The organism is Halobacteroides halobius DSM 5150 (assembly GCF_000328625.1).
GTDB lineage: Bacteria > Bacillota > Halanaerobiia > Halobacteroidales > Halobacteroidaceae > Halobacteroides > Halobacteroides halobius.
Genome location: NC_019978.1, coordinates 900,807 through 917,980, shown reverse-complemented (window position 1 = coordinate 917,980; position 17,174 = coordinate 900,807). Strand labels below are relative to the sequence as shown.

16 protein-coding genes are annotated in these 17,174 nt (G+C 32.0%); 1 reads left to right on the top strand and 15 read right to left on the bottom strand.

Annotated elements, in window-relative coordinates; translation table 11 throughout:
* Nucleotides 1–2: 2 nt before the first annotated feature.
* The 10 genes from HALHA_RS04590 to HALHA_RS04545 all read right to left on the bottom strand — a co-directional run bounded on the left by HALHA_RS04590 (nucleotide 3) and on the right by HALHA_RS04545 (nucleotide 10,434).
* Complete coding sequence (locus HALHA_RS04590) at nucleotides 3–1,259, bottom strand: ABC transporter permease (protein ID WP_156801209.1); 1,257 nt, start codon at nucleotides 1,257–1,259, stop codon at nucleotides 3–5.
* 14 nt (nucleotides 1,260–1,273) lie between these two features.
* A complete protein-coding gene (locus tag HALHA_RS04585; RefSeq protein ID WP_015326618.1) occupies nucleotides 1,274–1,963 on the bottom strand; it encodes an ABC transporter ATP-binding protein in 690 nt (229 codons plus the stop codon).
* Nucleotides 1,964–2,017: 54 nt separating this feature from the next.
* Nucleotides 2,018–3,466, bottom strand: coding sequence for a hypothetical protein (locus tag HALHA_RS04580; RefSeq protein WP_015326617.1), 1,449 nt, complete (start codon nucleotides 3,464–3,466; stop codon nucleotides 2,018–2,020).
* Nucleotides 3,450–4,625, bottom strand: a complete 1,176-nt coding sequence (locus HALHA_RS04575; protein WP_015326616.1) for a DUF58 domain-containing protein — start codon at nucleotides 4,623–4,625, stop codon at nucleotides 3,450–3,452. Before HALHA_RS04575 ends, HALHA_RS04580 begins: the two co-directional genes overlap by 17 nt.
* Before the next feature lies 1 nt (nucleotide 4,626).
* The gene (locus tag HALHA_RS04570) at nucleotides 4,627–5,574 is read right to left on the bottom strand and encodes an AAA family ATPase (protein WP_015326615.1); all 948 of its coding nucleotides are present in this window, start codon (nucleotides 5,572–5,574) and stop codon (nucleotides 4,627–4,629) included.
* An 11-nt stretch (nucleotides 5,575–5,585) separates the two neighbouring features.
* Nucleotides 5,586–6,758 carry a tRNA pseudouridine(54/55) synthase Pus10 gene (locus HALHA_RS04565; protein ID WP_015326614.1) on the bottom strand — a complete coding sequence of 391 codons (1,173 nt, stop codon included), beginning with the start codon at nucleotides 6,756–6,758 and terminating at the stop codon, nucleotides 5,586–5,588.
* Between the two features lie 68 nt (nucleotides 6,759–6,826).
* The gene (gene yfcE, locus HALHA_RS04560; protein ID WP_015326613.1) at nucleotides 6,827–7,381 is read right to left on the bottom strand and encodes a phosphodiesterase; all 555 of its coding nucleotides are present in this window, start codon (nucleotides 7,379–7,381) and stop codon (nucleotides 6,827–6,829) included.
* 27 nt (nucleotides 7,382–7,408) lie between these two features.
* The gene (locus tag HALHA_RS04555; protein WP_015326612.1) at nucleotides 7,409–9,430 is read right to left on the bottom strand and encodes a sensor domain-containing diguanylate cyclase; all 2,022 of its coding nucleotides are present in this window, start codon (nucleotides 9,428–9,430) and stop codon (nucleotides 7,409–7,411) included.
* A gap of 57 nt (nucleotides 9,431–9,487) precedes the next feature.
* Nucleotides 9,488–10,033: an NUDIX hydrolase gene (locus tag HALHA_RS04550; RefSeq protein ID WP_015326611.1), complete on the bottom strand. Its 546-nt coding sequence runs from the start codon at nucleotides 10,031–10,033 to the stop codon at nucleotides 9,488–9,490.
* Nucleotides 10,034–10,137: 104 nt separating this feature from the next.
* On the bottom strand, nucleotides 10,138–10,434 hold the full coding sequence (locus tag HALHA_RS04545; RefSeq protein ID WP_015326610.1) for a YkvA family protein: 297 nt from the start codon (nucleotides 10,432–10,434) through the stop codon (nucleotides 10,138–10,140).
* A gap of 126 nt (nucleotides 10,435–10,560) precedes the next feature.
* Here HALHA_RS04545 and HALHA_RS04540 point away from each other — a divergent pair, with 126 nt between their 5' ends.
* Nucleotides 10,561–12,315, top strand: a complete 1,755-nt coding sequence (locus HALHA_RS04540; RefSeq protein WP_015326609.1) for an Rqc2 family fibronectin-binding protein — start codon at nucleotides 10,561–10,563, stop codon at nucleotides 12,313–12,315.
* Nucleotides 12,316–12,350: 35 nt separating this feature from the next.
* Here the strand turns inward: HALHA_RS04540 and HALHA_RS04535 are convergent, their stop codons facing one another.
* From HALHA_RS04535 to HALHA_RS04515, 5 genes are all read right to left on the bottom strand, one after another.
* The gene (locus tag HALHA_RS04535; RefSeq protein ID WP_015326608.1) at nucleotides 12,351–13,229 is read right to left on the bottom strand and encodes a GNAT family N-acetyltransferase; all 879 of its coding nucleotides are present in this window, start codon (nucleotides 13,227–13,229) and stop codon (nucleotides 12,351–12,353) included.
* Nucleotides 13,230–13,387: 158 nt separating this feature from the next.
* Nucleotides 13,388–14,650, bottom strand: a complete 1,263-nt coding sequence (locus tag HALHA_RS04530) for an HD-GYP domain-containing protein (protein ID WP_015326607.1) — start codon at nucleotides 14,648–14,650, stop codon at nucleotides 13,388–13,390.
* A 165-nt stretch (nucleotides 14,651–14,815) separates the two neighbouring features.
* Nucleotides 14,816–15,394: an orotate phosphoribosyltransferase gene (gene pyrE, locus HALHA_RS04525; RefSeq protein ID WP_015326606.1), complete on the bottom strand. Its 579-nt coding sequence runs from the start codon at nucleotides 15,392–15,394 to the stop codon at nucleotides 14,816–14,818.
* Nucleotides 15,395–15,417: 23 nt separating this feature from the next.
* Nucleotides 15,418–16,344 (bottom strand): dihydroorotate dehydrogenase, encoded by a 927-nt coding sequence (locus HALHA_RS04520; RefSeq protein ID WP_015326605.1) that lies wholly within the window; start codon nucleotides 16,342–16,344, stop codon nucleotides 15,418–15,420.
* Entirely contained in the window at nucleotides 16,337–17,134 is a 798-nt protein-coding gene (locus HALHA_RS04515; protein ID WP_015326604.1) for a dihydroorotate dehydrogenase electron transfer subunit, read from the bottom strand. The genes HALHA_RS04520 and HALHA_RS04515 overlap by 8 nt, the downstream gene beginning before the upstream one ends.
* Nucleotides 17,135–17,174: the final 40 nt, after the last annotated feature.

Genomic DNA, 17,174 nt, shown 5'->3' with positions numbered 1-17,174 from the left:
CCCTAATTATAATCACCAGCTATTGCTTCTACAGGATCTTTACGGGCTGCCCAAAAAGCTGGTAATATACTTGCTATCAATGATACAACCACCCCAAAACTAATTACAAGTATAAAAGCTGAAGGATTCCAATAAGCGTACAGTTGGCCCATCACAGGTAATCCCCAATCTCCTAAATCACTAACAAAAGTAGATAAATTAATTCCGTATATATTAAAGTATAAAATGATAATACTACCTAGCAAAGAACCAAGAATTCCTCCAATTAATCCAATGCCCATTGCTTCTAATACAAAGACTATTACAATTTCTTTTACTCTTAGTCCCAAAGCCTTCATCATCCCAATTTCCTTTATTCTTTCTAAAGATGATAAAAGAATAGTATTAACAATTCCTACAGCAGCAATTATTAATATCAAAAACATTATAGTTGTTTTCTCAGCAGTTTCTGCTTTACTCATAGCAATTACCTCACCTGCAAAGTCGCGCCACGGATGTACAGTTAACTGATTATCCTTTGTAATTAACTTCCTCTCTAGTTCTTTACTTATTTTCTTTGCTATCCCATCTTGATCTAATCTAACTACTAACTGAGTTATTTGTCCCTCTAAATTTAGGGCTTGTTGAGCAATACCTAAAGGAATATAAACCAAATTATTGTTAATTTCAGGATTGTTTGTATGAAATAAACCAGTAATTTTAGCACTAATTGTATTAAAAGTGCCTGTTTTAGTTTTAAATAATAAAGTTAAGTAATCTCCTACTTTAAAATCCATTAAACCAGCTAATTTCTGACCCATAATTACTTGATACTTATCCTTTTTTATCATTCTACCTGCAACTAAATATTCTTCTATAGTAAATACTTGCTGATAAGTTTTAGGAGCTATCCCACAAGCAATCACAGGTAGTTGATTAATCCCATTATTTAGATTAGCAGAAAACTTTAGTTTAGGAGTGACTGCCTTAAAATGTGCAAGGTCGGTTATAGTAGATTTTAACTGTTGCTTTTGGGAAATAAGATGTTTTAGTGGCAATTGATCTCGTTTTGACCAATATTTTTTATTAATTACTTGTAAATGGCCTGTTTCTAAATTTCTGATATTATTAAAAGATAATTTATTCATGCCAATTTGAATAGAATCATAAATTAAAAAAATAGCAATTCCTAAGGCAATTATTGAAGCAGTAATTAAGACCCTCCGCTGATGACGAGTTAAATTTTTTAAAGCTAACTTAACTAAAAACAACTTTTCCACCTCCTCATTTGATATTAAACTGTCTTTTTATCTGCTACGATTTGCCCATCTCTAAGTTTAATTAATCTTTGGGCATAATCCATAATCAACGGATCATGAGTAGAAAAGATAAATGTAGTTTCTAATTTTTTATTCATTTCTAGCATTACTTCTAAAACTTCTTTACTTGTTTTGGAATCAAGATTTGCTGTAGGCTCATCAGCTAATACCAATTTAGGATGTTTAACCAAAGCTCTAGCAATAGAGACTCGCTGTTTTTGACCACCTGATAATTCATTAGGCTTGCGATCTGCTAAATCTTTTAACCCTACAGCATCTAAAATATCCATTACTCGCTCTTTCATCTCTGATTTTTTCATCTGGCCAACAAGATTAAGAGCAAATTCAACATTTTCATAAACTGTTAATACAGGAATCAAGTTAAAAGCTTGAAAAATAAACCCTAAATTATGTCTTCTCACCATAGCTAATTCATCTTCAGATAATTGATCTATCTCTGTATCCTCTAAATAAACTTGGCCCGTACTTGGTTGATCAAGACATCCTACTATATTAAGCAAAGTTGATTTTCCTGATCCAGAAGGACCAGCAATTGATGTAAACTCACCTACTTCTACTGTTAAGTCTATTCCACGCAAAGCTGGAACTTCAACCTCTCCTTGTTGATAAATCTTCTTGATACCTTCTAACTTTAATAAAGTCATCCTTTCTCCTCCTTCACTGACTATTCAGTCATATTCGATTAAAAAACCTCTATTTTAATTATTAGCTAAATTATCAATTAATTCCTTCATTTTATTAGCCTGGGGTTTAGTTATAGCATGATTACTATAAAGAGCCTGTTCTATAAGATCATTTATTGCTACAATTTTCTGACCTCTAATTGAGATATCTTCTTTTACAAATTGCAAAAACTGACTTATAGTTTGATTTTTTCTTCTCCTACAACCTTTTTCTTTAAAAATATTCTCAGCCTGAATATAATAAGCTATTATCTCTTCTCTTGGTGTATCAGGTGACCAGTCTCTCTTAAACTCCTCATTGTGTAGTATCTCTTCTAATTCCTCTTGCTTATAATGCTTCCTGCTAGTCTGTACAGTCATTTGAAGCTTTTTTACACCACTTTTAAGCAATCTACCCCATCCTTTAACTAGATTAATAAAGGTAAGATAAAGTTTAACCAATAAACCTGGCAGCCCTTTTAAATTTTTGTATTCTTCTTTAAGTAAAGTTAAAATAAAACCAATAATTATACTTACTAGAATCATTAAAAATATGATGTACATCATTAGATATAAAACTAGATGCCACGAAAAACTGTCCTGCTGTTGCAATGCCTGCTCTATGCCTTTTTTTAAGCTACCTGCATCGCTAGTTTCTTTCTTTTTAGTTAAAGGAGGTGTCGGAGTTTTAATCTTACTATCAATTGTTAATAACTTATCTTTTAGCCACTGCCAAGGAATAAAATTATTATGACTAGGTAAAATAACTATTATTGCAGAAATAGAAATAATCAGAATTAACAGCCAACCAATCATTTTATTAAATAGTTGAGGTTGAGTTCTATAATTATTTAGTCTCCATAAAATCCTTTTCTTTTGGTAGAAAGCAAATCCTAATAATAAAAATTGCAGTACTAATATAAAAGCTCCGCTAAGAATCAAATTATAATTAATTTGCTGTTTAAAAAGCCAACTTATAACCAATAATCCATCAATTATTATAACTAACTGCTCTAATTGCTTAAAACTATTAGCATATCGTTTAAAAATTGGCCCTTGGCGCTTATAAATTTGTTCTTGCTGATGATTATTCACTTTTAAACTTTCAAAATCAAAATCTAATTTTTGACTCCAATAGGCTAATCTATAAGCCAAATAATAAATCAAGATTATAATAAAAGAAGAAATCTTAAAAGAGGAAGAAGTATAATCGGAATCAACCCCATAAACTAGCAATAACAAACCACTAATAACTATAACTTTTAAAGACTTTGGCCACTTCTTTAAACCTACTAAAACTCTAGCTTCTATAACCCCAATTATAATCCCTAGCAGGGAAATTAAAGTTAACCACTTCCATTGAAGTTGTAAAAAATAACTCTGCATTATCAAAAATGACTGATTAGCCAATAAAACTAAGATCAAACTACTAAGCCCTTTTAAAATTAAATTAATATTATTAACTAATCTATCTTCCCCAGGCATAGATATCTTCCTTTCTGTTTAACTGATAGATTACTAAACTCTCCGTATATGACTTATTTAAATATTGAGGATGAAAAACTTCTCTCCCCAATACAATTAAGACTATATTTAATCCTTGCTTACATAATTGGAGTGCTGTCTTGATTAATTCTTCTGAATCTACCTTGGTAATAATCAATAGAGTAGATCCTGGAGAAACTTGATGACTATACTGACTAATAAAAGGTAAGAAAGATTTATCTTCTGTTGGTTCTACCCGGGCCAACAACTCCATAATCTCCATTAAGTGACCTGATCCTTGACCAGGCTTAATAAACTCTCGCTTTGCTAATGGATCACAACCATTTGTAGCTAAACCTACTGTTTGATTAACCTCAATTAAATATTTAGCCAAAGAAGCAGCTACTTCAATAGCCGATTCTACTTGTAACTTTAATCTTTTAACTCCATAATCATCCTGATTTAAATTAAGCAAGATTAGATTCTTAAGAGTAACTGTAGATTCATATTCTTTAACCATTAACTCTCCTGTACTAGCACTAGCAGTCCAATAGACATCTTTAAGCTGATCTCCCAATTGATACTCTCTAAGTCCTCTAAAACTAGTAGGATCACGATAAATCCGCTGGGGCCAAATTAAATCACCAAAAGCAATTCGAGAGGGTAACCCTAAATCATCTAGAGGCAAAATATTAGGATAGACAATCAATTTTTCTTTAGCATCAAACTTAAGCTCAGTCTCTATAAATCCTAATCCATCACCTAATTTAACCCTCACAGGCCCTAGATCATACATCCCTCGCTGTCTCCCCTGTAAAGTATACTCTAGCCCATACTCTGCAAAAGATCCTAAAGAAATAACTTCTCCCTTTAAAGGTGGATGGAGTTGAATAGGAACTCTTTCCTTATAGCTAAGCCAAAAAATAGGCCAAATCCCTTGGTTAATTAAATTTAATTTAACCTTTGAACTTTCTGTTGCAAAAATACGATCTTTATTAACTACTCTTTCTACTTTAAGGTTCTTAACACCTTGTTTGATTAAAAAGACCAGCACTAAAGGTAAGGCTAGACTAATATAGGCTAAATAGTATAATTCATAGACACCTGATACAGGGGCTAATAAGATTACTATTATAGCAAAGATAAGAAAGTACTTCATTTTATTTAGCCCCTACAGGAACAGAAACTTTATTTAAGATCCCTTTAATTAAGTCATCCGCTTCTTGACCGCGCAATTGACTTTCGGAACGAATACTAATCCGATGTTGTAGTACAAGTGGAGCTAACTTTTTAATATCTTCAGGGATAACAAAGTCTCTGCCCTTTAATAGCGCCCTAGCTTGAGCAGTATGAGCTAAATCAATACTACCTCTAGGACTAACCCCTAAGAGTATATCTGGATGATTACGCGTTTTAGTAACAACCTCTACTAGATATTGATAAACTTCATCATCTAAATGAACCTCCCGGACTTGTGACTTTAATTCTTCAATTTGTTGGGGGGTTACTATAGACTCTATTTTATCAATTGGATGTTCTTGTTTAACTTGCTTTAAAATTTGCACCTCATCATTTTGGTCAGGGTATCCAATACTAGTCTGCATCATAAAACGGTCTAATTGGGCCTTAGGAAGAGGAAAAGTACCATCGAAATCAACTGGATTTTGTGTAGCAATTACAAAAAATGGTGTTGGTAATTTCTTAGTTTCACCACTAATAGTAACCTGACCTTCTGCCATACTTTCTAATAATCCCGATTGAGTCTTAGGCGTTGTTCGATTAATCTCATCTACTAATAAGACTTGAGAAAAGATTGGCCCTGGAGAAAAATCAAAAGTCTCACTTTGTTGATGATAAACAGTAACTCCCGTTACATCTTTTGGTAACAAATCAGGAGTACACTGAATCCTTTGAAAATCTGCTCCACTACTAATTGCTAAAGCCCGAGCTAAAATAGTTTTACCTACCCCAGGAACATCTTCTAATAATAAATGTCCTCCAGCTAAAAAACAAATTAATGCTTCTTCAATCTTATTTCTTTTTCCTACTATTACTTGTTCTATATTATCTATAATTGCTTCACACACCTGTTCAAACCTTTTCACCATATCCCCTCCTTTTAATTATCTATATCTATCACATCTAATTTAGTACATTTAGCTTGACAACCTAGTATTTCAGCTACACTAGGAGTAGTTCTTCCTTCATCACTAGATATTAGTTCTTTAATATAAGCCCCTGCTTCAGCTTTAATTATTAATTCAAACTTTCTTTTAGTAATTAGTTCCGGTTCTATTTTATAAATTTCTCGTTTTCTAACTAAATTTCCTCTACTTTTTTTAACCCTTTGTGGTGTTTTTTGTTCTATAGTTCCAATTATTTGCTCTAGTGTAACTAATTCTTCTTGGGTTGTTTTCTGGTCTAGAGTGACTAAAGCACGATAAGTCTTATCTACTCTCTTTTCTTTCAACTCTTTAATCTTTTCTCTATCAGTAATTTTTAAATTAAAGACTTCTACTTTAGCTTGAGATTGATTCAATTGTTTTTGTAGTTGGGTTAAATTAACCTTCCTTTTTTTAGGATTAACCAATTCTAAAACAAACTCCCGTTTACCAAAACATCTTACATCTGCATCCTCTCTTCCGGCTCCATGAAATTTACTAGCCTCAGCCTCAGTATACTGTATGAAAGGCACTTCAGTTATTTCTTGGATAGAATCTTTTAAATAACTCCATTCCGTTTGAAATAACTCTCGAGAGTATTTATTATACTTCCCATAAATCAATAATGACTTAATTTGTAGCTTTACATCTTCTTGAGCTATATCAATTACTGCTGTAATCTCTGGATTTTTATAATCTACCCCTACTTCTAATCTTTCTTCAACCTCTTTTCCCACTAAACGATTTAATTCTGATTTAAGTGGTTCAGCATAATCATCTCCATACTTATCCCAAATACTTCTTTCTAGCTTTTTCATTTCTTGAGTAGGGCGCGTTCCAATTAACATTGTATTGAATTGGTAATCATTTAAAGTAGTTATTACTAAGTTTATGTAGTTATCCAAATTATTGAATACTCCCTTACACAAAAAACAATCTCCTCCTAGTGAAACTGATTGGGGAATATTAAATCGTATAAAATCCTCTTTGGTTAGTTTATCTTTTTCTCTTAAAATAGCCCCACGCTCATAATTCTCTAATCCTGTCCCTAATCTAGCAAATTGTCTACCAAGACAATGGTTACATAATCCTTCAGCAATTAATTGCTCTCTTTTTTCTTGTAAATTCATCTTTCGCCTCCTTGGTATGATGACACTTTATATCAAAAAGGGCCAACATCACTGTTAGCCCTTTACTATTAATCCAATTTATATTCTTTTAGTACCTCTTTACTCTCTAAAGCAATCAATTTAATCTGCTTTTCATCTATTTGGGCTATTGTAGACACAGCTGGCTTTTGTTTAGGCAATGCAATACTACCAGGATTAAGTAAAATAACTCCATTTACTTCCTCTATTAGTGGTAAATGCGTATGACCAAAAACTAAAATATCTGCTCCTAACTGATGAGCAAAGTTGGCCCGTTCTTCTGCAGTTTCATCTTGATAACCATGATAAATAGCGATCCTTCGGCCATTATCTTCAACTACTGTATACTCAGATAAAGGATAAGGTAGCACCCAATCATCCACTAAAGCATCTACATTACCTTTTACAGCTAAAAAATCTTCTTCCATCTCTTTAAGTTCCTCTAGAACACCTTCTGTATCATAGCCAGCTGGTAGTGGGTTACGAGCACCATGATATAAAATATCCCCTGCTATTAAAAGTAAATCACTATCCTTTAGATAATCTTTAGCCTCTTTAAAAGCAGTTAAACTTCCGTGAATATCACTAACTACACCTAACTTCATAATTACCACTCCTTTTGTCTATAACTTTTAAGCAATATAAGTCTGATCTTTACCTTCATTCTTAGCTTTATATAAAGCCTTATCAGCTATATTAATTAGCTTTTCTGCAGATTGGCCCTCTTGATAAATAGCTACCCCAATACTAACAGTAACATTTAACTCTAAATCATTATACTTAACTTTTTCTTTCCTTACCGCTTTATTAATCCGATTACTTATCTTTAAAACTTTAGTCTTATCTATATTGGGGAGTGCAATAGAAAATTCCTCTCCACCATACCTAGCTACTATATCAGAATCCCTTACATTCTGCTTTAATAACTCCCCCATTTTCTCCAGTACTTTATCTCCTGCTTGATGACCATAAGTATCATTAAACCTCTTAAAATCATCAATATCTAACATCAATAATGATAAATCATTCTTATTCTCTTTAGTATTTTTTAGTAATTCTCTTAAGTGTTCATAAAAGGCACTATGATTATATAACTTTGTTAAACTATCTTTAGTAGCTAGTTTTTCCATTCTATTATACATTCTAGAATTCTCAATTGCAATAGCAGCTTGATTGGCCAAAATAGTAATAAATCTTTTATCAGCACTTGTAAACTCTCTTTCAAAACCAGCTTGAGCTGCCCCAATAGCCCCAATTACCCTTCCTCTAATCTTAAGAGGAACAAATATAACAGATTTAATATCAATTGTATTAAAACTATACTTTTCATCAATTTCATTAATTTTATCATTAATTAAAACCTTTTCCTCTTCAATTACTCTACTAACAACTTCTTTAGCCTCAGCAACTATTGATTCTTGCTCTTGCTTAGGCACCCCTTTAGCAGATACCAATTGTAAAGCTTGATCATCATCAAATAAAAAAAGGCCAGCCATAGATACTCCCATAGTACCCATTACCATATCAACTGTATGTTCAAATACTTGATCCGCATCTAAAGTAGAAGTAATTATGTGACTAGTTCTTTGTAACATGGACAGACCTGCTACATTTCGTTCTAGTTTTTCAAAAATTTCGGCCTTCCTAATTACTAATGGAGCTTGATCAATAATTGTTTGTAATGGCATCAAGTCCTTATTAGAAAAGAAATTATTCTTTGTAGCCATAAAAATAAATAGCCCCTTTAATTGCTCTTTACTAAAAATTGGGGCAATTAGCACAGACTTGATCTCTTTTTTGAAAAAGATCTCATTACCAAAATAAATTACTTCTGGATCATCAATTATAATAGTTTCCTCTTTTTTTAAAGCATCAACCAAACAATCAGGTTGGGGGAGTTTGAATTTATCAATATCTTCTTGGCCCAAATTATACTCTGCCTTTAATTCTAAATGATCCTTTTCTTCATCATACAGTAATAAGCCACCATGTTTAATATCTAATTGCTGACAACTAATCCGTAATAATTCATCACAAGTTTCTGATAGATTAAAATTAGATATCAATTTTTCATTAATTGAATGTAACTCTTCTAAACTATCTCGTGCTTGACAAGCACTTTTTATTTCTAACTTTTGCTCTTGAAATGACTTTAGGCGTAATCTGTAGTTTGTAATAACTGTCAACGAACCATAAAAAGCTATCATATGTAATACAATATTTTGACTTTGCATGGTTATTATAAAACTAATCCCTAATAAAAAAGCAACTATACCATCTTTTAACCTAATATTTAGCTTATCCAATACAGATAACTGATATAAATCACTAATAAGACCTAATAGAATAACTACTTCTTCTAAATTAGTTATTTGACTACCTAATATAAAAAATATAATTCCAGAAAAACTACCATAAGGAAAACCAAATAATCTACCACAGAGAATAATTCCAATAGTATAAATTGCTATCTGATAATCATTAAAAAAATAAAGTAAGGCTGAAGACATTAAAATTAACCCTATACTTAAATAACCTTTCCTCTCCTTACTATAATCATTTACTAATACTTGACTAAAAAGATCTATCCTTATTATCAAATAAGTAATTACTATAAGAGGTGATATTTGTAAAATTAACCTTGGCAGAGACATTCCTTCCCTCCTTTCTCACTTAACTATAGAACTAAATAATAAATTCAATAATCTCTATTAATCTAAATAATACCTCTGCGTATATAATAAAGCTAATACCGCTAAAGAATGATTTATCTTCCCACTATCAATTAATGTATCTATCTCTGTTATAGGCACTAACATAAGTTCTATATCTTCAGTCAAATCTAAGTCCTGTTCCTGAAGCTTTTTAGCCTCTTCAGCTAAATAAAAGTGACAATAGTTATTTTGAATCGCAGGATTAGCAGCCACTTTACCTAAATTAACTATCGTTTCTGCTTGATAACCAGTTTCTTCTCTTAATTCTCTTTGAGCAGCTAATTTAGGCTTTTTCTCTCCAGGATCTAAAGTACCACCAGGTACTTCTAAAGTAACCTTTTCTGTTCCAAAACGATACTGTTTAACCAATACTATCTCATGTTGAGAAGTAACTGGAACTATATTTACCCAATCTAAAAACTCCATTCTAAAAAAGGAATAATTAATTTCTTTTTCTTGATGATAACACAGCTCTTCTTTAAGCTTAACAAAATCCCGTTGATATATCATCTTCTCTTTAATTTTTGACCATTTATTATCCATCACACCCTCCTATTGATACCTAAAATATAATTTATTATAATCTATTGTGTTTTTTTCCATTATATCCCATGTGGGTTTATTTGTAAAGTTATATTCTAAACTTATTATTCAATGTCATATTCATCGTCATCTAAAGTATAATCAGCCTTATCATCTTTAGAATTATAATCACTTAAAATACCATACATATAATTCCAAAGAACCAAACCAATTACCGTATCATCTAACCAACCTAAAATTGGAATTATATCACTCACCAAGTCAAATGGAGCAATGATATAAAATAAAGGAGTAACTAGTAATATTTTTTTTGCTAAAGATGCCTCAGAATCCATTAGATATTCTCCAGCCAATTTAAGACTACCAAAAATTTTCTTGATTTTTTTAAATTGTTGTTTCATCTTTATCACCTATTTTTAGAATGATATAATACTATTTTATCGGTATTAGTTATTGAAATCAAGACTTTAAAATGTTACATTAATATATATAGGTAAATTATGAATACCAAATAAGGAGTTGTTACTATGGCTTTAGACGGTGTTACCTTAGCTGCAATTAAAACAGAGCTGCAAAATAAATTAATTGGAGGACGAGTTGATAAGATTTATCAACCTAAAGAAAACTTATTAACTATTAGAATCAGACAACCCGGTGAAAATATAAAATTATTGATCTCAGCTAATCCACAAAATCCAAGAATTCATATTACTGAACAAGACTTTGATAATCCCTATCAACCTCCTACTTTCTGTATGCTATTAAGAAAGCATTTACAAAGTGGAAGAATTAAAGAAATTAATCAGCCAAATTTTGAGCGAATTTTAGAAATTATTATTCAATATAAAAACAATCAAGGTGAACTGGTAGATAAAAAGTTAGTAATTGAATTGATGGGCAGACACAGTAATATTATTTTAACCAAACCAGATGAACAAATTCTAGATTGTATCAAAAGAGTTACTAAAAAAATTAGCCGTTATCGTGAATTACTGCCAGGAAAGGATTATAATCCACCACCACAGCAGGGAAAGAAAAATCCTTTAACTGCTGACTTTAACCAGTTTAAAGAAGTATTATCAGATAATTTAAATAAGGATAAGATGTATCGCATAATTATGAATAATTATCGGGGCATTGGCCCTTTAATTGGTCAAGAAATAGTTCATCGAGCTGGTTTTAATCCTCAACAAGAATTAATCAAACCTAAAGAAATAGATAATTTATGGTCTGCTTTTAATGATATATTCAATAAAATTAAAAATGAAAAATTTAATCCTACTCTAGTTTTAGATAAAGAAAATAATTTAAAAGAATATGAAGCTTTTAAGCTAAAACAATTTGATTTGCCTCAAGAAAGTTTCACTTCTGTCAATCAATTACTAGACTATTACTTTACTAATCGAATTATCCAGAAAAAAGTTAATAGACTGACCAATAAAATGAATAATATTATTAGAGATAATATAGAGAATATTAAGAAAAAATACAGTAAAGTTAGAGGCCAATTAAAAGGGGCCAAAAACGCTGATAAACATCAACTAAAAGGCGAGTTAATTACTGCTAACATCTATCAATTAGAAAAAGGACAAAACAAGGTAACATTACAAAACTACTATAATAATAATCAAGAAGTTACTATTGAGTTAGACCCAGAATTAACTCCAGCAGAAAATGCTCAACGATATTTTGAGAAGTACGAAAAAGCCAAAAAAAGTGTTAAATATTTAAGAAGAGAAGCCAAAAAAGCTAAAGCTGAGTTTGAATATCTCCAGCAAGTAGAAGTTAATATCAACCAATCTGAAACATTAGCCGAACTACAAGAAATCGAAAAAGAATTAGTACAAGAAGGTTATATTAAAGAACAAAAACAAAATAATAATAAACAAAACGATAAACTACCACCATTAAAGTTTGCATCTACAGCTGGTTATGATATCTTAGTAGGACGTAATAATAGACAAAATGATGGACTAACCAAAAAAATTGCTAATAATCAAGACACATGGGTTCACGTTAAAGACTTACCTGGTTCTCATACAATTATTAGAAATCATACAGGAAAGAAAATACCAGAAGAAACTCTCTTGGAAGCAGCACAAATTGCAGCCTTTTATAGTAAAGGACGAAAATCAAGTAATGTTCCTGTTGATTATACGAAAGTTAAATATGTTAAAAAAGCTAAAGGAGCTAAACCAGGTATGGTTTATTATGAAAATCAAAACACCTTATATGTTACACCAGACAAAAATTTGGTAGAACAGCTAAAAAAAGATAATTAATAAAAAGGCAGGGAGGTTTCTCCCTACCTTAAAACTTAAAAATCCATCTTCATTTCTAATCTTTCATCTTCTCCTTCTACCTGCCAAATATCTGACATATCAAACTGAGACCATAATTGTGTCCTTAAATTAATATGTAAACTCTTAATTCCTTTTTCTAAAGCCAAATTAGAACCATATACTATTAACTTTTCAATAACATCATTTTCTTCAGTTTTATCTTGGGGTAGATAAATTTGTAAGCCAACTCCATCTAGCAAAACTACTCCTTTTATTCCATCAACCTCAACTTGATGAACAAATGGACCCTGATAATTTAATACATCCTCTTGACAAGCCCTAAAAGACTTTATCCAATTATAATTTCTCCCCCATGGACAACCAACAACTACTTCTAAATCTTTTGGCCGTTCAGAAAATGATAACTCTCCAATCTTTTTTACACTAGTCTCTCGCTTATTAATAATTGTTATTTTCAACTGGGGATCTCTTGATAATTCTTTTAACCCTACTTTCTTAAATAGTCCCTTAGACTTATCTACATCTGGCCATGTTACATAACCTTTACAACCTAAATTTTTCATAATAATCGCCGAATAACGAACCAATTCTATGCCAAATTTTCTCCGCCTATAATCATCATGGATATCTAATCTAACTAAATATACTGGCCGTTCCTTAGAATGAGGCAGAACTATTTCAGCATGCCCAATTACTTTATCATTTAACACAGCTACAAAAACTCTCCCATTGGCTTCTTTAATTATCTCATATCTTAATTGATTTAATTCTTTACTCTTCCACCAAGATTTCGGATAATAATCCTGATACATTTCATATACTTTAGGAATATCACTCTCTTTAGCTTCTCGTAATAAGACTTTACCCTCATTTGTATAGACAAACTGCTGCATAACATCACCTCTTTTAAAAATAACTTAACTGAACATATAAGCCTTCAATTAGTTAGTACTTCTTGATAAATTTCTTTTTTCCTTCTTTTTCCCATAATTATCCTATGATTATAATTAGTATAAATCATTTCTGCTAAAATATACATTGCCAAGCCTTATTAAATACTTCTTTGACGAAACTTTTTATACTCTTCACTTTCAATTGCTTGGGCTGATTTACGAATATGGTTTATTCCTTCATAATTATCAACTAAAACTTGAACAACACTACCATCAACCGCTCCATCTTGTACCATATCAGTCAATATTTTGGTTGCTTGTTCCTTTTCCATTCCTGCCCTATAAGGACGGTCTTCTGTAATCGCCGTAAATACATCAGCTACACCCATAATTCTAGCTCCTCTAGATAATTTATCTTTATCTAAACCAAATGGATATCCAGCTCCATCAAGGCGCTCATGATGAAAAGCTGCCCAGTTTTTAATCTCAGCTAACTCTGGTATCCCATCTAAAATCTGATATGTATAAAAAGTATGTTTCTTAATGATATTAAACTCTGTAGCTGTTAATTTACCCGTTTTATTAAGAATTTCTACAGGAATAGCTAACTTCCCTAAATCATGTAAGTAACCAGCAATTCTCATCATACTAAACTTTGCTCTAGAAAAACCAGATAATCTAGCCAGTCTTTGTGCACTAGCAGCTACTCCACTAGAGTGGGTTGCAGTAAAAGAACTCCTAAAGTCTATAATTCTTCCAAATATCTGGGCCAATCTTAACAAAAGTTCAAAATCTAATTTTACACAATTTTTAACTGTACTATTAACTAAAAATTGATCCACCCAAGAAGAAACAATATTAAACCAGAATGCATCCTTGGTAGCTACATCTAAAAAAGCTTCAACTACTTTAGAAAAGAATATGTCAGTTTGGTATTCTTTAATTTGATCTTTTATTCTATCAGTTTGGCTTAAAATCTCCGTTTCAAAATCAATTAAGACATCTATTCGATCAGCTAAATAGAGAATATTGGCGGCTAAAACTACATTACTATTTTTCTTTCTCTCTTTCCAACTAGTATGATGATATCGTATTATTTTAGCAACTCGTTTAAAAGGAGAAAACTTATGCAACGTTTGATAACCCAACTCAGCATGATTTCCTACGTCAGTGGAAGCATTAAAATCAAACATCAAACTACTAAGCTTTTTATTTAATGCTAATGCTCCCACATCATGTAAAGCTCCTGCAATCAAAAGCTCTTCTTTTTCTTGCTGGGATAGATCTAACTTATCAGCTATACTAGTAGCAATATACGCTACTCTTTTGTGATGACCAGTTACTGTTGAACTAATTAAATCTAAAGCATCAGATAAAGAAACGACCATATCAAACAAAGATACTTCTAATTTAAGCTCCATCTGTTTCCTCCTCTATTTTCTTTACACAATGTGATCAGCTACTAAAATTTAATAATCTATTTAAAAATATATTACAAACTATAATAATTATAACCAAGAAAACAACCTTTTTAAAGAGTTTTTCCGCAAAATAAAAAAGCCAACCAGTCAGGTTGGCTTTAAAAGTTATTTATTTAAATGTCGACTACCTGGTTGATTAAACTCAATCTCTTCTTTACACATTGGACACTCTTGTGGTTGATAAGCTTTGACATCGATTTGTAACATTGATTCAATTGGTGCTTTAAAATCAACTTGCCCTGCACTACGATCAACTAAGACACCAACTCCTGCTAAATTAGCTTCGGTTCTATCTAGTACCTCAATAACTTCATTAACAGATTTTCCTGTAGTTAATACATCATCAATAACTAATACTTTATCACCTGGATTTAATCTAAAACCCCTTCTTAAAACCATCTTGCCTGCTTCACGTTCAGTAAAGATAGTCTTTTTCTCTAAAGCAAGTCCTACCGCATAAGATAAAGTTACTCCCCCCATAGCCGGGCCAACTACTACATCAATATCTACCTCAGAAAATTTCTTAGCCAATCCCTTAGCTAACTCTTGTGCATATACAGGGTACTGTAGTACTTGGGCACACTGTAAATACTGATTACTATGTAAGCCTGAACTTAATTTAAAGTGTCCTTCCTGTAATACTCCTGTCTGCTTAAAAATTTCAATTACTCTTTCTTTGTTCATCTTTATCCCCCCCAAATTTTAGTTTATAATTTAGAATTGTTAATTGCATTACCTACTATCTCACTCACATTATCATAATCATTCTCTACTAAATAATCTTCAAGCCCCTCTAAAACTTCCATTGATACTTGTGGATTAACAAAATTGGCCGTCCCAATAGAGATAGCATCTGCCCCTGCTAATAAGAACTCAATAGCATCTTGAGCGTTACTAATTCCTCCCATGCCAATTAAAGGTACATCTACTGCTTGAGCTACTTGATAGACCATTCTAACTGCTACTGGCTTAATTGCTGGCCCTGATAAACCTCCCATCTGATTAGCTAAAATAGGCTTTTGACTATCAATATCTATCTTCATCCCTAATAAAGTATTGATTAAAGAAATAACATCTGTTCCTGCTTCTTCTACTGCTCTAGCAATCTCAGTAATATCAGCTACATTAGGTGATAGCTTTGTAATTAATGGTAAATCCGTTTCTGCTCTTACAGCTTCTACTACTCCAGCAGCCATTTCTGGTTGAGTTCCAAAGGCTAATCCCCCTTGTTTAACATTTGGACAGGATATATTGACCTCTAAAGCAGCTACACCGGCTTGATTTAGCTTACTAGCTAACTTAGCATAGTCCTTAACTGTATTACCTGAGATATTAACAATAGTCTTAAAATCATAATCCTTAATAGTAGGTAAAATTTCTTTTATCAAGTAATCAACACCTGGATTTTGTAATCCAATGGCATTTAACATCCCAGCCTTTGTTTCAGCAATCCGGGGTGTAGGATTACCTTGTTTAGGATGTAAGGTAGTACCTTTTACCATTACTCCACCTAAGCTATCTAAATCTAGATAATCTTGATATTCTTCTCCAAAACCAAAGGTTCCTGAAGCAGTAGTAACTGGGTTTTGTAACTTAAGTCCATTTAAATCAACTGCTAGATTAACCTTACTCACCAAAAATCACCTCACCTAATGGAAAAATTGGCCCTTGTGTACAGGTCTTTTGATACTGCCAATCATCTTTACTTCCTACCTTAATTTTACAGACACACGATAAGCAAGCTCCTGTCCCACAACCCATTCTTTCTTCTAAAGAAGCTTCACCTACAATCTTTTCTTGCTTGGCCCAGTCTTGTACCTTCTCCATCATTATCTCTGGACCACAAGTATAAACATAATCTATCTTTGATAATTCTGTTAATAAATCAGTTATAAAACCTTGTTGCCCACAACTTCCATCTCTAGTAGCAATTTTTAAATTAACATCTAACTTTTGGTACTCAGCTAAATTTATTAATTGTTCCTTAGTATTGGCCCCTAATAAAAGAGTCACTTGCTTATCTAAGTCTAATAATTGATTTACTAAAGGTAACAAGGGAGCAATTCCCATTCCGCCCCCCACTATAGCAATTTTACTAGCAGAATCAGATACAGAAAAACTTTCTCCTAACGGCCCCATTAAATCTATTTCATCTCCTGCTTGAAGACTAGATAACAGCTTAGTACCACGTCCAATTACACGATAGATGATTGTAATCGTTCCTTTAGCTTGATCGATACTATTAAGACTAATCGGACGTCTAAGTAGTGGATCCTGTCCTGTTAAATCATTAACCCATTTTAAGTGTAGAAATTGGCCCGGTTGAGCTTCTTTAGCAATCTTAGGAGCCCTAATCACCATCTTAAAGTGATTAGGAGAGATCTCCTTTTGGGTAACTATCTCTTTGATTACTTGCTGTGCCATCTTAACACCTCTTTCTATTAATTTAGAGTTGATAATTGTC

Coding starts and splice junctions, on each gene's coding strand:
- HALHA_RS04565 (WP_015326614.1), bottom strand. CDS start 6,758: ATGAATTTACAAGAAAAAAGAGAGCAATTAATTGCTGAAGGATTATGT.
- HALHA_RS04575 (WP_015326616.1), bottom strand. CDS start 4,625: ATGAAGTACTTTCTTATCTTTGCTATAATAGTAATCTTATTAGCCCCT.
- HALHA_RS04580 (WP_015326617.1), bottom strand. CDS start 3,466: ATGCCTGGGGAAGATAGATTAGTTAATAATATTAATTTAATTTTAAAA.
- HALHA_RS04515 (WP_015326604.1), bottom strand. CDS start 17,134: ATGGCACAGCAAGTAATCAAAGAGATAGTTACCCAAAAGGAGATCTCT.
- yfcE (WP_015326613.1), bottom strand. CDS start 7,381: ATGAAGTTAGGTGTAGTTAGTGATATTCACGGAAGTTTAACTGCTTTT.
- HALHA_RS04540 (WP_015326609.1), top strand. CDS start 10,561: ATGGCTTTAGACGGTGTTACCTTAGCTGCAATTAAAACAGAGCTGCAA.
- HALHA_RS04535 (WP_015326608.1), bottom strand. CDS start 13,229: ATGCAGCAGTTTGTCTATACAAATGAGGGTAAAGTCTTATTACGAGAA.
- HALHA_RS04555 (WP_015326612.1), bottom strand. CDS start 9,430: ATGTCTCTGCCAAGGTTAATTTTACAAATATCACCTCTTATAGTAATT.
- HALHA_RS04570 (WP_015326615.1), bottom strand. CDS start 5,574: ATGGTGAAAAGGTTTGAACAGGTGTGTGAAGCAATTATAGATAATATA.
- HALHA_RS04545 (WP_015326610.1), bottom strand. CDS start 10,434: ATGAAACAACAATTTAAAAAAATCAAGAAAATTTTTGGTAGTCTTAAA.
- HALHA_RS04585 (WP_015326618.1), bottom strand. CDS start 1,963: ATGACTTTATTAAAGTTAGAAGGTATCAAGAAGATTTATCAACAAGGA.
- HALHA_RS04550 (WP_015326611.1), bottom strand. CDS start 10,033: ATGGATAATAAATGGTCAAAAATTAAAGAGAAGATGATATATCAACGG.
- HALHA_RS04530 (WP_015326607.1), bottom strand. CDS start 14,650: ATGGAGCTTAAATTAGAAGTATCTTTGTTTGATATGGTCGTTTCTTTA.
- pyrE (WP_015326606.1), bottom strand. CDS start 15,394: ATGAACAAAGAAAGAGTAATTGAAATTTTTAAGCAGACAGGAGTATTA.